This is a genomic window from Candidatus Tisiphia endosymbiont of Nedyus quadrimaculatus (assembly GCF_964059235.1).
Taxonomy (GTDB): Bacteria; Pseudomonadota; Alphaproteobacteria; order Rickettsiales; family Rickettsiaceae; genus Tisiphia.
On the sequence record NZ_OZ060452.1, the window covers coordinates 1,574,965 to 1,591,302 of the forward strand.

The following is a 16,338-nucleotide window of genomic DNA, read 5'->3' on the forward strand; positions in this document are numbered from 1 at the left end:
TCACGAAATCTCTCTAAAACCCGCTCTACCTTCAAACTTTCGACAGTTGTAGTGACATCACCCACGCGGAAATGATGTACTAGTGATCCACGCGGGCAATGCCTACACGGGAATGACATCAATTCTATCACCATTACCTTAGCTAAAAGAATTAATTCGTAATACCCCCATTATCCGAACGAAAAGTTAAGTTTGGAATATTATAGTAGTGAACTAAAAACCTACTGACAAAAGCACCTGCAATTACCGTAATAATAAAGTATTTTATTGTACTATAATGAGGATTATAAGCATAAGCATCTAATAATATACTAAAGATCCCACCCCATAATATGAATATTTCAAAATTAACTTCTCTAGGTATATACTCCATATTCTTGTCATGCTTACAAATTAAATTCCGCAGTATTATACCAGCACTAGAAGTCAAACACGCAAAACATGGCCCCCAAAACTCTAACGGTTCAATTCTTTGTACAATTACGGCTACAACGCCAATTATCATAAAGGATGCTTGCCCTAAAGAATCACAAATAACAAGAGTATTACTCCATATTTTTTGGATAAAACTATCCTCATATAACTGCTTATTGTAATAAGCTAGCAGTTTAACGGTAAAGAAGCCAACAAGTACCGTTATAAAAACACGGAAAGTATAATATGGAGTCAAAAGAAGATTTATATTATCACCCTGGTGTACTATTACAATATCGAGTAAAATACATCCTAATAGAGATGGTAACATCGCTAATACAAAAGTACCAAACAACGTGGCATTTGTTTTAGAGGATATAGTGATAGCAGAAATTGCGAATGCTATACTCCCTATAACTCCAATAATATAACACCATTCTGAATCAATAGATTTTGGCAATAAAATATGATATATATAGCTTTTAACGATTTTTTTATATTCATCGCTATTGACAAATTCTTCAATTGAATCGTTAAACCGTGCGACTACGTTAGGAGATACAGTTTTCTTACTGAACATTAAATGTACAGGGGTTTTAATACCAGTAGGGATTTCCTCTATTTGATCTTTTTTAATATAGTTTAATGAAAGAGCTACCCCTGAAATTCTGTCAGCAAGAAACCCATCAATTTCATTACGTAGCAGCCCATTAAATAACTCTAGATTACTTCCATATTTAATTATAATATCGTTATTACTCCCCTGATTTAGGTAGTCAGTCGTTCTTGCATCACCATAAAGAGCTTTTTTAGTTATACCAAGACGGAAATTTAGTAAACGTATCTGAGCTAAAAATTCATTTATATTACTAAAACTCAAATGTTTTTTTGCTGAACGTAAAGTAAATAAGGAAATTTCTTCAAATCGATATGGAAGAGAAAAATTGGCAAAGACTGCTCGCTCAACAGTATAAGCAGCTCCTGCCACCATATCACTTTCACCCTGCCCTATATTTGATATTGCTCGCTCCCACACAGAATCAGTATATTGTACGCCAATGCTAATTTTGCTACTAATACTATTGATTAATTCAATATCTAAGCCAGTAACACAATAGTGACCATTTTGAGCTATATGACTAAATTGGTAGGGTTCTAGTGGATACCAATCAACAAGCAGATTATCTTTATCAGACACTTCTTCAGTACATTGAGTAAAATATTTGTCCTGAATATTAGATAGTTGATTACTACTGCCCTCAGGATTAGCAAAAGTAAAAAAGTTTTGCACAATAATAATAATCGGGATGATACTTTTAAGTACTTGCATTTTGCATTAGTTCTCCTAATTAAGGTCTATTCCAAGTTTTTGCAGCATACATTAATATCACCGTCAAAGAACTTAATATTAAATTCTTGTTTTTTGCTTGCAACAACTTTTGATGTTATAAATTCTCCATCTTCTGATTTAATTACCGTAAAACCACGTTTTAGTACAGTTTTATAATCTAGACTTGTAAGTAGCAAATTATTTAAATTTAATTGATGCTCATAATTTTTTAACTTAGTGCTAATAGATTTTAGCATATAATTAGATTGATGCACTAATTCTAACGACTGATAATTAACTATTTTTAGAGGATTTAATATTTCTATATTAAGTGAGTCAAGTTTTGCCACTTTAAATCTGAGTAAGTTAGGCAAAGAATCTGTTAATCTAAAACTGAGTTCATCAAGAAGTTGTTGATTATAGTCTATATAAGTAGTTATACTCCTAAAAATATCAGTATTGGAGTTAACGGCTTGCTGTTCGTATTTAACTAGCTGATTAATACGACTGCGTAATGCATCATAATACGAACTGATTGTATAATGTAGATTAGAAAGCACAGGTACAGCAAATTCAGCTGCAGCAGTTGGTGTGGGAGCTCGCCTATCAGCTACTAAATCGATTAAAGTATTATCTACTTCATGTCCAACTGCAGAAATAATAGGAATAGCTGAATTAAATACGCTCCGTACTACTACCTCTTCATTGAAAGCCCACAGATCTTCTATAGACCCCCCTCCTCTTGCAACAATTATAACATCGGGTTTTATATCTTTATCTAATTCATTAAATCCTGAAATAGCACTAGCAATTTCACTTGCAGCATTTTCGCCTTGAACAGTAACTGGCCATATTAGTATATGAGATGGACAGCGGTCATTAATACGGTGTATAATGTCCTTAATTACCGCCCCAGTCATTGATGTAACCACCCCAATCTTATTAGGCAGAAAAGGTAGTGGCTTTTTTGGTTTATTGAATATACCTTCTTGTGCTAATCTCTCTTGCCGCTCCTTGAGAATTTGCATGATAGCACCAAGACCTGCGGGTTCGAGGACTTCTACCGATAGCTGATATCGTGAATTTCCTGCATACCCAGAGAGCTTACCTCTAGCTACCACTTCCATACCATCAATTGGTACAAACTTAATTTTTGTAAGTACAGGACGCCAACAAGTACAGGCTAGAATAGCTGTATTTTCTTTAAGATTAAAGTAACCATGACCAGAAGTTGCTATCTTAAGACCAGAGATTTCTCCCTTTACTCTAATATAACCAAAATTATTCTCTAGCAACTCCTTGATTTTACTAGAAATTTCGGTAACTGAGAATTCCTGATCTACTAGATTAGTAATAAAACTATCTTCTTCTAACATAATGATACACTGATTTGGATAGTGGATTTTGAAAATGATTTTATATAAGCACTTTAAACTAATAAATTCAAGAACAAATAGACAATTAGTAGTATTATAACCTCAAATATTGATGTAAGACATCGGTTTAATAGCCTAGGGTATTATGCCACAACTATTGAAAGTTAAAAACCCGTCATTGCGAGACCACATAGTGGTCGTGGCAATCCACATTAATTAGATTGCTTCGTCGCTACTAAAGTAGCTCCTCGCAATGACGCCGGGCTATTTTCTTCATAAATCTCTCCTTGCCAAATGTGCATAATCGTCATACTTTAGTAAATCAATATCATATGGAAAGTTTTTATTCGTTACATAATATTCTAGTACTCGCATCATCCCCTGTTTATGACGATCTAAATCTTCTTTCGTTAAGTCTATTTCCAAAGTTTGGATTATTGGCTTCGAGCTAGAAATTTTTACATAAGTAACCTGTTTAACACTATGAACTTTTATAGCAAAACCACCTTCCTGTAACATTAAGCCTTCAATGATTAGCTGCGGAGATAATCCGGCTTCTACATCTTTTTTACTCGGTAAGCTACCAGTCTTATAATCGATAATGACAGCTGCCCCAAGCTCATCTACCTCAATTCTATCAGCAACTCCAATTATTGTTAATTCTTGCCCTCCAATATTTAGCAAAATTTCTCCTCTGCATTCTGAGTAAATATATTGGAAATCACTTCTGCGTTTTTCATCAAACTCAATAAAAGACTCAGCAATAGGAATAAATTTTATTTGCCAAATTTTTTGTGTATAGACCGGCAAAATAGTATTCTGTAAAATATTATTACTAATCTCCAATATTAATCCAACTTTGTTATTTTCTAACTTATCATAATTTTTAGAATATTGTTCTAAGACCTTATGAACAAAACTACCAAATTCAGATATTTTAGGCTCCTGCCCTATCATATCCTTGCTTCTCAAATTCAAAATCTTCTTAGCATAGAAACTATAAGGATTCCGTACTAACATTTCTATATCAGTAACTGAGATCACTTCAGGAAAAATTGGACTATATACATAACCACTATGATTATGGCTAACCCGATTAGTATTTTTGACGTCATTGCGGGGAGGCACGAAGCCCGAACGAAACAATCCATTTCTATTCACTTCCCTAGATTGCTTCGTCTCTACTAAAGTAGCTCCTCGCAATGACGAACTAATGTTAGTCGGATTAGCTATAATTGACTCAACCATATTAACATTATTTGGTACATCCACTAAGTCACTTTCTGATAAATATGTTAAATAATTTTCTGAAATCAAACTTTTCTGTAAAATAAATTGCAATTTTAGTAATAAATTTGATGGTAATAAACCTGATTTACCATCTTGTCTTTTTGACCTAGTAATTATCACTTGAGCATTATGCAGAAATAAATAGAAATAATATTGATGTATGGTATATCCAGTAGCAATATGTAATTTTTTTAGCGTCTGCTCATTAATCCACTGATTCACAGCTGATGACGAAGCTAAACTCCCTTGATTAAAGTCGGCTAAAATTACTAGGTCAAATTTAAGTAACATTAAATCTTCAGCTTTACCAATAATTATATTTTTAGAATAATTATTATGGGCAAAATACTTACAACTAAACATTAAAGATTTAAGTAGCTCTGGAAACCATTTTTTATTATTTAATGTTAGATTACAATTATTTTTTATTAAGCTAGATAGAAAAGTTGATAGTTCAGCAGCCGACTGTTCATACCAAATATTTGGATAAAGTTTTTCAGCAATCTTAATCGAGGATTTTAATATTTTAACAAAACTACTACCACTATTTGTATAAAGTAAGTTTATTAGCTTCTTACACCACTTTATTAATACATCATCATTGGTTTTTTCTACTAAAGACAGCATCTGACTGGGTTGCCGTATAAAACGGTTCTTACCGCTCATTAATAGTTCTAATTTTGGTACTAATTTACAATTAATAAAAGGATTCTTTAATAGTAAGAATAACTTTTTTATATCAAAATCATTACATAATATTTCACTAACAGAAATTATTAGAGAACTAACCAGCGTTTTTGTTAAACTATCACCTAGTAAATCTTGAAATTCTAAGGAATATTTGGTCAAAGAATTACAGTAAAAACTCTTGCTTGTTTGATTATTAACAATAATAGCTATCTTCTTATCACTATACTGTTTGCAGATTAGGCTTATTTGTTCTGCTTCTTGAAAAATATCCTCAAGCTCAAAATATTTTAGTAGACCAATGTCATCCCTGCTTCCTTCAATGTCATCCCTGCTTCCTTCAATGTCATCCCTGTTTCCCCTTATGTCATTCCCGTTTCCCCTTATGTCATTCCCGTTTCCCCTTATGTCATTCCCGCGTAGGCGGGAATCTAGAATATCTAAAGCACCCTTCCTGTCTACTTCTTTAGATTCCTGCCTTCGCAGGAATGACATAAAGGGAAACAGGGATGACATCTGTTTAGATTCCTGCCTCAGCTCGAATGACATCTTTTTTGTTATAACGCCGCAGTTTAAATGACCCTGCTTAGCAAGTGTTAAATCTTTATCCTCAAAAATTATCTGATCTAGAATAGAATGATGTTGTTGCTCATTACCTAAAGGCTGAAAATCTAATAAATCTTTATTTAGAATTGTCAGTAATTTTTTTAAGCTATATAAATAATCTTCTTCAGGCTTATCATATTCTAATAGAGATCTATTACTAATAGGTGGTAAAATTATAAAACCACACGGTGAATTAGCAACATTCTTTAAGAAATTCCATGATATAAGATTGTGACCTATGATACCCGCTACTATTAAATTGGTATCAGCTCTTTTCAACCTTGCTACCTCTGCTTCCATCATAGTTATTTGATAATTTACACGATCTAGCAATCCTAACAATTCTATCTGTTTCTTCCATTGCTGATGGGTATATTTAAGAAATTCATAAATAACATTCCAATGTTTTGATGGATTCATTTTTTCTATTTCATTTACAGAATCTATCGATAAATTATTACAAGCTAGCTGATAAAATAACTCAGCTATTGTTGAACAAAACTGTAAAGATTGTGTTATACTGAATTGTAGCTTAGGGTAATTATGGATGATTTCTGCTAATATAATTCTCTCTTGCAAAAACGTCATAGGCTCTAGCGTTATAGGTTCTAGATTTTCTGATGTAATACCAAATATTTCTTCACCTTCAGCCATAATATTGGAAAAAGGGATAATATTCGGTAAAATCGCAATATTTTGCTTCTTAATCAAAATATTTTGTAAATTTAAACACGCAAAGCCACTCGGCAATATAATTTTAAGATTGCTAATAGATTCTTTAGCAAAATTATCTAGAATAAAATCAGCTACTATATCCAAAAACGATGAAGACGGGTTGACTCTATAAAGGTTCATTAAATTCCTTAATTATATCATACAAATATAATAACATAACTTGACAACACCACTAATAGCTAAAACTCTTAAAAATTTTGTTTTAGTAAAACCGGCAATTAAAGGAATAAATTTGCCCCATAACGGTATTATCATAAACCAGAGTATAAATATGTTATATTTTAAAAAGAATTGGGAAAATAATTGGTGGTTAGTATGAACCTGTTCATTTTTAGAATAATAAAAAATTTTCAATAAGATCAAACCAAAGAAATAATTTATGCTAGTAGCAAATAATGAAGCAATGGTGGCGACAGTAAGTATTATTAAATTATTATAAACACCAAATATCCTCATAGAATGAACGATTAATTCACTATCTAAACTTACAACTAAATTACCTACTAAACTATCAATAAATAATAACGAATATGCCTCAAACTGATCCATAATTCAAACTGGTTTATAAAAATAATAGGTTTGACAAAATACTATCGATACTATAATTTGCTACCTTAAAATACAACATAAATTATAACCTAAATTTTCCCGTGAATAAAGCTTTATCCTTAAAAAAACCACTTTTGCTATGGTCTCTTGCCACCCTGTTTTTTGCTTTTCAATTTATATTAAGACTCTCAACTGGAATTCTTAGAGAAGAAATTATACAAAAATTTGCCATTGATACCATAGCATTTGGCACGTTTGCTGGATATTATTATCTAGGTTATGCAGGAATGCAATTACCAATCGGCATAATGCTAGATAAATTTAATTTTAGGATTGTCACATTCTTATCTATCTTAGTTACCTCTCTTGGTACTCTAACTTTTGTTGCTAGCATTGATTTTAATTACTTACTCATTGGTAGATTTATGATTGGAGCTGGTTCTGCTGTAGGTTTTTTATCAGTAGCTAAGATTACTAGAAGCTCTTTCCCAGCTAAATATCATTCCTTAATGCTCGGACTCTCTTTTACCTTTGGCTTACTTGGAGCAGTATTTGGCATTACTCCAATGAAGCTATTATTTACACATTTTGGTTATGACGTAACTTTTAATAGTTTAGCTCTAGTTGGATTTATCATTGGACTAATGATTTTATTAGTAAAAACCGATGATACAAGAAGTAATTCTAATACTAGCGATTCCGAGCCTTCAATATTGAAACTCTTATTAAACCCTACTATTTTATTTATTGGAGTTTGTGGTGGTCTAATGGTAGGAGCATTAGAAGGTTTTGCTGACGTATGGGCTATTCCATTCTTCAAACAAGTTTATCAAATGAATGATATGGAAAGTAACTTGGTTACCTCATTCGTTTATATAGGTATGTGTTTTGGTGGTCCAATACTTGCACTTATTGCTAATTTATCAAAATCATCTAATTTTATAATAATAATGACTGGATTGCTAATGGTAGCAATTTTTAGTATTCTATTATATTGTCCTTCATTAAATTTCTTTACTAGTAGTTCTTTAATGTTTTTATTAGGAATTTTTTGTTGTTATCAAGTTCTAATTTTTACTGTTGTAGGTAACCTTGTTACAGATAAATCTGCTGGAATTGCTATTGCGATAGTCAATTGCATTAATATGTCATTCGGACATTTTTTCCATAAGATTATGAGTAATTTAATATCTTACAACTGGGATGGCCTACTAAGTGAATCAGCTGTACCTATTTATAGTCGCTTTGATTTTATTATGGCAATTTCTATAATTCCAATTTGTTGCCTTATCGGAATCACCGGCTTTTGGTATTTATCTAAAAGATCAAAAACCAAAACTCAAATATTAATGGAAGAAGAAACTGTTGCAGTATAGCTAACACGAAAAGGTTTAAGGCATAGTAATGGTGATAGCTTTGATGTCATTCCCGCTTCAGAGCAGAATCCAAATACGATCTTACGATGTCACCCCTGCGTAGGCAGGGGTCTAAAATAACTTAACACAACCTATTTGGATCATTTTTTTTCCGCACCGAAGCAGGAATGACATAAACCCTCGCAGGGATGACATCGCTTCTAGCTAAGCTAAGATTAACATATACCCAAAACTTTTTCGGGTTAGCTATAGCTCTGTAGAATTCTCAATTTAATATTGATTTTAGAAAATTATTTAGCAGAAAATAACTTAGTGGATGTAACAAATCATGTTAATATGATCGAATCAGAACATTTAATGAGACCTTATAACAACATGACTAACAAAAATACTTTATTAATAATTGATGGTTATGGATTTGTCTTTAGAGCATACCATGTTCAGCCACCATTAACTTCTCCTAATGGCTCAGCTGTTGGAGCATTGTATGGTTTTACCTCCATGTTGTTAAAGCTATTGAACGATTTTAAGCCAGAACATGCTGTCATTATTTTTGATTCTGGTGGTAAAAATTTTCGTCACCAAATTTATGAGCAATATAAAGCAAATAGACCGCCTACACCAAAGGATTTGAATGATCAATTGCCACTTATTCGTCTAGCAGCAAGTAGCCTAAATTTTCCAATAATTGAGAAAGCTGGTTGTGAGGCAGATGATATAATTGCCACTCTAGCCAATAAAGCAACTGCATTACAAGAAAATACTATTATTATCTCTTCTGATAAAGATTTAATGCAATTAATTAATTTGCATACTAAAATGTATGACCCAATAAAAGCAAAATACATATCTGAAGATAACGTGATAGAGAAATTTGGTGTAGGACCAAGTAAGGTCAGGGAAGTAATGGCTTTGATCGGTGATAAGTCAGATAATATACCAGGTGTTTCAAGCATTGGTCCTAAAACTGCTGCAACACTTATAAAACAGTTTGGTTCGTTAGCAGAACTTTTAAATTCTCTCGATCAAATCAGTAACGATCGTCAAAGGGAAATCATTACCTCCTCAAAGGATCTAGCATTAATTTCCTGGCAACTAGTTGGTTTAGATTATAATGTTGATATAGACTTGGATTTTAGTTTATTGCAATATAGACCACCTGATATTGGGCAAATATCTGACTTCCTAGCAGAATATGGTTTTAAATCTCTAAACAAACGAGTGGAAAATTTATTCCAAATACAAATTACCAATGAATCTTTGCCTATTAAGCAAATCATAGTTCAGGAGATATCTTCTAAACAACAGCTTGATTCTGTGATGATTAAAGCTGAAGAGCATGGGGTCGTCAGTATTTATCTATCAGATCATCTAGGACAAAATCCTTCTATAATTTTATCGATTGATGATAAGTGCTACAACATTAAGTTTATAGCTAGAACCCCTAGCAATATGTCTGATTTACTTTCTGATGATTTTCGCCAAAATTATCTGCATCAATGGTTTATGCCTGATATTCTCAAATTACTAAAAAATAAGTCTATTAAGAAAATCACTTATAAACTAAAATCATTATTAAAATTCTTTGTAGATAGTGAAATAGCATCGATTGAAGACCTAGAACTAATGCAATATCTAATATCTGCTGGCAAACCTCAAAAAGACCCGTTTGATTCGGTGGAAAAGGGTAATTTAGAAGCCGTGGCAGAAATAATTACTGGCTTTAGTACTGAGTATCAAAAACTATTGTTAGAGTTAAAGGATAATCATGCCTTAGCACTATACAGAGAAATTGATGTACCTTTATGTTATATAATAGATAAAATGGAGAAAGCTGGGATTAAAATCGATTCACAGTATCTTAAACAGCTATCAAGTGAATTTGGTAATGAAATTACTAAATTAGAGCAGGAAATTTTTACCATTACTGGTACAAAGTTTAACATTGCCTCGCCAAAGCAACTGGGAGAAATTTTGTTTGAGAAAATGCAACTACCCTTTGGTAAATTGTCATCAAAAGCTAAGTCTTATTCTACTAGTGCAGAAATACTTGAAAAAATTAGCGAGAGTGGTTTTGCTATTGCCGATTTATTATTAAAATGGCGTCATTTAACTAAATTAAAAAATACTTATACGGATAGCTTACCTCTGCAAGTAAATCCAATAACTAATAGGGTACATACCACATTTTTACAAACTTCAACTAGCACTGGTAGGCTTAGTTCTCAAGATCCGAACTTACAGAATGTGCCAATTCGCTCGAAAGAAGGCAACAAAATCAGAACAGCTTTTATTGCAGAATATGGGCATAAATTAATTTCAGCTGACTATTCGCAAATTGAACTCCGAATCTTAAGTAGCATGGCAGATATACCATCCTTAAAGCAAGCTTTTGTTAATGGTGAGGATATACATAGTAAAACAGCTTGTAATATATTTAAAATTACCGAAAAAGATTTAACACCAGAACATAGGCGTAAAGCAAAAGCTATAAATTTTGGTATTATTTATGGTATCAGTAGCTTTGGACTGGCAAAACAGTTAAATATTAGCTCTTCACAAGCAGCAGAATACATAAAAAAATATTTTGAAGAATACCCAGAAATTCAAAAATATATGGAATATATAAAAAACTATGCCAAGGAACATGGCTATGTCCTAAACCTATTCGGACGGAAATGTTTTATTCCCTTAATCCATGATAAGAAACACTCCCTACAGCAATTTGCCGAAAGGGCAGCAATCAACGCTCCAATTCAAGGAACTAGTGCAGACATCATAAAAGTGGCAATGATTGATCTTGACCGTAAGATACGGAAATTGCAATTAAGAACCAAACTAATTCTACAAATCCATGACGAGTTACTTTTTGAGTCTCCTATTGATGAAATAGAAGTAGCCACTCACCTAATCAAAACCACTATGGAGAACGCACCTAAATTAGCTATTCCACTTATTGTTGAAACCAAGGTAGGAGATGATTGGCTAAATACGCATATCTTCAACTAACTACACAAATTGTTAAAATAACTTTTGAATTTGAAGGAAACTAAGGAAACACAAGAAGTACAAAAGGTCAAGTAGCCTAGGATGAATTCTAGACTACCCTTTTTTGTCCTATTTCTTCTTTTTCTTAGCAGTCTCACACTCACAGGCGATTTGAGAAGCAACAGAATTCATATGTGATTTAACATCTTGAGAACCAGCGATTACCCCTCCTAGTGCCCAACTCATTTTATTAGCATCTATGCTACCTAACAATTTTTTTGTCTCGTTATCTTTTATATTAATTTTTGCGTCAAAGCGAGAGCTACCAGCACCAAAACCAATTAGTGTACGCATAACAGCATTACCCTCAGAATACTTAGTTATTTTCCCATCAATAAGTATAGCCCTATCTGTAGAGTCAACATTCCGTTGAACTTTGTCGAATAATTTTTTAGATTTAATTGAACTTGCTATCATATCGGCAAATCTCTTACCTTCTGATATAACATGTGGATCATCAGAAGATTTGCTAGTACCATCCTCAAAATCATTAATAATTATGTAATCATAATTACTAAAATCCACCCGACTCTCTGATGGTTGTGCGTTACGTATACTTGATGTACTACCACAAGATGATAGCATTATTGTTAAAATTAAAAAGATAATATTTTTCATAATTCCTCAATATAACTTAATATATAAAGTATATACTGACAAGAGACATTTAGTAAAGAAAAAATATTATCAGTTGGAATATGGTTTGGATAGTTGATAGTACTGTAGGAGAAAGATCACAATCCCTCCCCTTTTTCAACTGGCTCTATTCCATATAGTGATACCATTCGCTCAAGGACTCTTCCAACAGTAGGAGCTGCAGTCCAGCCAGCGGTAGCAAAGCCAAAGGTTTCTTTTGTTCCTTTTGGTTCATCAAACATTATAAAAATAATATATTGGGGATCAATGGCTGGTAATAAACCTAAAAATGATGACATTCTGCTATTCTTAAGATATTTTTTCTTACCATGCCCATCTGAAGTTAATTTTTCAGCAGTACCAGTTTTACCACCGACAAGATATCCTTTAACATCGGCTCTACGTCCTGTCCCTTCTTTTACCACCAAACGAAATAACTCACTCATTTGTTTAGAGGTTTTCTCACTAAAAACACGCGTGCCAACAAGACGCTCATCGTGCCTTTTGATTAGAGTCAGATCATATAATATCCCTCCATTTACTATTGGCAATACTGCTTGAATAAAGTGTAAAGGGCTAATCGAAATGCCATAACCATAGGCCATGACAGCAGTAGTAAGATCACTCCACCTCTTGTCAGATGGAAACAAAGGAGTACCTCTCTCTGGCAACTCAATTTTAAGCTGATCTAGTAAACCTAATTTCTTTAAATAGTTTTTAAAATCATTCTTCCCAACTTCAAGCATAATTTGGCTAACACCAATATTTGATGAATGCAAGAAAATTTCTGGAACACTGTGCCATCCTTGCCTTGGATGATAATCTTTTATATTAAATCCCCCTACCTTCATATAGCTAATATCATAAGCATCGTTTATTGCTATAGCACCAGTATCAAAAGCTACGGCCATAGTCAAAGTTTTAAATACAGACCCCATCTCATAGATACCAAGACTTGCCATATTAAACAGTTCTTCTGGTTTTGCTCTACTCGGATAATGTGGGTTAAAATCCGGCTTACTAACAATAGCTAAAATCTCACCATTATTAGGGTTAACAATTATTCCCACCGCTCCTATTGCACTAAACTCCTTTAATGTCCTATCTATTTCTTCACTTAGGATATTTTGTAATCTTACGTCTATAGATAGTTCAAGAGGTTTTTTAAGTTGATCCGGCTGTATAAAGTCAGAATTAGTTAGAAACTTATCATAGGTTCTTTCTAATCCAGCAAGACCAACCAAATCCCTACCCACATATCCTATAATATGTGACAATAAATTGGAAAAAGTATAGATTCTTTTTTGTTCTTGTTCAAAACTAAAACCTGGCATCCCCAAATTTGATATCGCCTCTTGCTCTTTTGGCAATAAATCCCTTTTGATCCATACGAAACTTTTGTTACTTTGTAGCTCTGCAAGTAACTTCATTTTATCAATTTCAGGCAAGATCTTGGATAATCTTTCTAAACATTGTGAAGGATTAATTATTTTCTGTGGATTGGCAAACAATGAAGAGGAAGGCAAATTTACTGCTAATAAGTTACCATTACGATCTACTATCTCTTTCCTAAAGTCACTATTTTTTACTTGATATTCTGGCTTAACATAGCCATTGGTCGCAACAATTATTAAGCGATATGATAAACCACAAAAAAACATAGCAAAACAACAGCTGACTATTAATAATCTGATTTTGGTATTGTTAGCACCTACATCCCACAAAATAATATTACCAAAATTTTTCTTCATCTTAGTTAGAGTATTTTTTAGAAATACCAATAAAAATATATTATTATTCATCTATACATTCGAGCTATTTGAAGAATGAACTGTATAGAGCAAATTGACGTCTATTAGCGAGGAGTGCATGAACCAACGAAGCAATTGTAAGATGTCATCCCTGTTTTCCTTTATGTCATCCCTGCGAAGGCAGGGATCTAAAATATCTAAAGCACCTTCCCTGTTTATTGCTTTAGATTCCCGCCTACGCGGGAATGACATCTTTTCCATTAGAACAAATGGATAAATGATAATTGAGTTAGCTATATATGCATAGAAAAAAAGAATCCCTTTCATCGAATACACTCTGTTTTTTTAGTTGAAACAGTTTTTATATATTTATTATTAGCAATTGTTTTATAACGCCATTTAGTGTTGGTTTTACTAAAATACGAACCACTTACTTCATTAGCCTTTGCATATTTTTTACTCTCATCAGGTGCTAAAGGGTCACTAATCATTTGCTTAACCTTAATAGTATCTAATTGTAAATAAAGTGATGATAATTTTCTTAGTCTAGCTGGAGAAGTAAGGTATGATTGTTCGACTTTTAACACGTGAATCATGTCTTGCTCATCAGTTAGTTGCTTTGAAACTTCCCCAAGCTGATAATGCAAACTAATGACCTTATCTTTGACTCTAAATAAGCCATAAATAGAAAGAATTATAGTAGCTACAACTATATAACTAAATACTCTAACTACCATATATATTACCTATTTTCTGTCCAGCCCTCAACTTTGCAGACCTTGCTCTTGGATTAAGTGCAACTTCTTTAGGCGATGGACATAATGGTTTTTTTGTAAGAATTTTAAGCCATTTTTTAGAACTGTCTTCAGGCGAAATTTTTACACTGTATTTAGACCTAGCGACTACCTTAGCAGAATTTGCTTTTAAAAAATTCTTAACAATTCGGTCTTCTAATGAATGAAATGAAACAATTACTAGCCGACCATTTGGTGCTAAAATATTCTTGCAATTATCTAAAAATCTTGCTAATTGACCTAGTTCATCATTGATATGAATACGAATTGCTTGAAAAGTCTTAGTAGCGGAATCAATTTTACCTTTTCTAAAACCTATACTACTACGAACAATATGGGCAAATTTTGCTGTATTAGTAATAGGCTCTAATAACCTATGTTCTATAATCTTTTTAGCGATTCTTCGAGAATAAGATTCATCGCCATATTTATAAATCACATCTGCTATTTCTTGTTCATCAGCCTCATTTATAAAATCTGCAGCACTATATCCCGTACTGCTCATCCTCATATCAAGTGGACCATCATGGGTAAAGGAAAACCCTCTCTCCCCAGAATCAAGTTGCATAGAAGAAACCCCTAAATCCATAACTATCCCATCAAATTTCAACGAACCTAATTTTGAAAAACTTTCAGCGAAACCTGTCTGAATAAAGCTCACTCTGCTAGGATAATCGTTTAGCAATTGATTAGCGTAAGTTCTAACATTTGGATCACAATCAATTGCTACTAACTGACAATTACAAGAATCTAATATCATCCTGCTATAACCACCAAAACCAAAAGTGCAATCTAAATAACTTCCTCCATCTTTAGGACATAAGACTTCTTTAACTTCATTCAACATAACCGGCGTATGAGATGATGCGAACTCTTGTATCATACAACTACATCCTTAATGTTTTTCAGTGTTAAACGGTTACTTTGAGCAATTTGCCGAGCTGAAGAAAGATACGTTTCAAAATTTTGTGGCTGCCAAATTTCAAAGATCAATCCCTTCCCTACAAAGCAAGCTTGATCTGATATATCAGCGTGATCTATTAAAGATTTAGGTAGAATCACCCTCCCCTCACTATCAAAGCTAAGCTGGATAGCTTCAGCAAGAATGATCGTTTCGAAAGCATCACGCACCTCAGAATAGGGATCTAAGGTTTGGATTATTTGACTTAGCTCCTCAAGCCTCTTCAAACTACAGCATTCTATGCACTTATTTCTAAAAGACGGATAGGCAATAATCCCATTAAACGACTGACTAGACAAAGCTACTCTATAGCTAGCAGGTATCGAAACCCGACCTTTCTTATCAAGATTGTTTATATATTTTGATAAAAAAATATTCATTTACCCTTTACCTTTCAATAATTACCACATGAGGTATCAGTTTAAGCAACCCCTGCAGCTTCAATGTCACCCCTGCGAAAGGGCTTTGCCCGTGCGGATCACTAGTATGTCATTCCCGCGTAGGCGGGAATCCATAATATCTAATAGCCTTTGCAGGCTATTTTTTAGATTCCCGCCTACGCGGGAATGACATCGTTTTTGGTCCTGTAAGTACCATTACTTACGTTGGCTTTTTGATCCACACGGGCAAAGCCTACGCTGGGATGACAGCAAAATTACTTAAATATTATCCCATAATTAAGTTATAACTAATTTTTGGTTATAATTGGGATAATTTGGGATTATATGGAATTTTTAGGATATTGTACTATAATTATAGAGTCAAGAAGGTTTTAAACAGTTGAC

11 protein-coding genes are annotated in these 16,338 nt (G+C 33.1%); 2 read left to right on the plus strand and 9 right to left on the minus strand.

Annotation, left to right across the window (positions count from 1 at the left end; all coding sequences use genetic code 11):
- Positions 1–151: 151 nt before the first annotated feature.
- From AB3211_RS07550 to AB3211_RS07565, 4 genes are all read right to left on the minus strand, one after another.
- Entirely contained in the window at positions 152–1,744 is a 1,593-nt protein-coding gene (locus AB3211_RS07550) for a transporter substrate-binding domain-containing protein (protein ID WP_367364189.1), read from the minus strand.
- Between the two features lie 26 nt (positions 1,745–1,770).
- Positions 1,771–3,120, minus strand: coding sequence for an exodeoxyribonuclease VII large subunit (gene xseA / locus AB3211_RS07555; protein WP_367364190.1), 1,350 nt, complete (start codon positions 3,118–3,120; stop codon positions 1,771–1,773).
- Between the two features lie 273 nt (positions 3,121–3,393).
- A complete protein-coding gene (locus AB3211_RS07560; protein WP_410521592.1) occupies positions 3,394–6,558 on the minus strand; it encodes a PD-(D/E)XK nuclease family protein in 3,165 nt (1,054 codons plus the stop codon).
- Positions 6,559–6,570: 12 nt separating this feature from the next.
- Positions 6,571–6,987, minus strand: a complete 417-nt coding sequence (locus AB3211_RS07565) for a DedA family protein (protein WP_367364191.1) — start codon at positions 6,985–6,987, stop codon at positions 6,571–6,573.
- Between the two features lie 101 nt (positions 6,988–7,088).
- Here AB3211_RS07565 and AB3211_RS07570 point away from each other — a divergent pair, with 101 nt between their 5' ends.
- Together AB3211_RS07570 and polA are read left to right on the plus strand one after the other, a co-directional pair.
- Positions 7,089–8,363: an MFS transporter gene (locus AB3211_RS07570; RefSeq protein ID WP_367364192.1), complete on the plus strand. Its 1,275-nt coding sequence runs from the start codon at positions 7,089–7,091 to the stop codon at positions 8,361–8,363.
- 375 nt (positions 8,364–8,738) lie between these two features.
- Entirely contained in the window at positions 8,739–11,372 is a 2,634-nt protein-coding gene (gene polA, locus AB3211_RS07575) for a DNA polymerase I (protein ID WP_367364847.1), read from the plus strand.
- A 108-nt stretch (positions 11,373–11,480) separates the two neighbouring features.
- Here the strand turns inward: polA and AB3211_RS07580 are convergent, their stop codons facing one another.
- From AB3211_RS07580 to AB3211_RS07600, 5 genes are all read right to left on the minus strand, one after another.
- A complete protein-coding gene (locus AB3211_RS07580; protein WP_367364193.1) occupies positions 11,481–12,029 on the minus strand; it encodes a DUF4410 domain-containing protein in 549 nt (182 codons plus the stop codon).
- A 116-nt stretch (positions 12,030–12,145) separates the two neighbouring features.
- Entirely contained in the window at positions 12,146–13,849 is a 1,704-nt protein-coding gene (locus AB3211_RS07585) for a peptidoglycan D,D-transpeptidase FtsI family protein (RefSeq protein ID WP_410521593.1), read from the minus strand.
- A 272-nt stretch (positions 13,850–14,121) separates the two neighbouring features.
- On the minus strand, positions 14,122–14,535 hold the full coding sequence (locus AB3211_RS07590; RefSeq protein ID WP_367364194.1) for a hypothetical protein: 414 nt from the start codon (positions 14,533–14,535) through the stop codon (positions 14,122–14,124).
- A complete protein-coding gene (gene rsmH / locus AB3211_RS07595; RefSeq protein WP_367364195.1) occupies positions 14,525–15,475 on the minus strand; it encodes a 16S rRNA (cytosine(1402)-N(4))-methyltransferase RsmH in 951 nt (316 codons plus the stop codon). Before rsmH ends, AB3211_RS07590 begins: the two co-directional genes overlap by 11 nt.
- Positions 15,472–15,933 carry a division/cell wall cluster transcriptional repressor MraZ gene (locus AB3211_RS07600; protein ID WP_367364196.1) on the minus strand — a complete coding sequence of 154 codons (462 nt, stop codon included), beginning with the start codon at positions 15,931–15,933 and terminating at the stop codon, positions 15,472–15,474. The genes rsmH and AB3211_RS07600 overlap by 4 nt, the downstream gene beginning before the upstream one ends.
- Positions 15,934–16,338 lie beyond the last annotated feature (405 nt).

Coding starts and splice junctions, on each gene's coding strand:
- AB3211_RS07550 (WP_367364189.1), bottom strand. CDS start 1,744: ATGCAAGTACTTAAAAGTATCATCCCGATTATTATTATTGTGCAAAAC.
- AB3211_RS07585 (WP_410521593.1), bottom strand. CDS start 13,849: ATGAATAATAATATATTTTTATTGGTATTTCTAAAAAATACTCTAACT.
- AB3211_RS07600 (WP_367364196.1), bottom strand. CDS start 15,933: ATGAATATTTTTTTATCAAAATATATAAACAATCTTGATAAGAAAGGT.
- AB3211_RS07560 (WP_410521592.1), bottom strand. CDS start 6,558: ATGAACCTTTATAGAGTCAACCCGTCTTCATCGTTTTTGGATATAGTA.
- AB3211_RS07590 (WP_367364194.1), bottom strand. CDS start 14,535: ATGGTAGTTAGAGTATTTAGTTATATAGTTGTAGCTACTATAATTCTT.
- AB3211_RS07580 (WP_367364193.1), bottom strand. CDS start 12,029: ATGAAAAATATTATCTTTTTAATTTTAACAATAATGCTATCATCTTGT.
- AB3211_RS07565 (WP_367364191.1), bottom strand. CDS start 6,987: ATGGATCAGTTTGAGGCATATTCGTTATTATTTATTGATAGTTTAGTA.
- rsmH (WP_367364195.1), bottom strand. CDS start 15,475: ATGATACAAGAGTTCGCATCATCTCATACGCCGGTTATGTTGAATGAA.
- xseA (WP_367364190.1), bottom strand. CDS start 3,120: ATGTTAGAAGAAGATAGTTTTATTACTAATCTAGTAGATCAGGAATTC.
- polA (WP_367364847.1), top strand. CDS start 8,739: ATGACTAACAAAAATACTTTATTAATAATTGATGGTTATGGATTTGTC.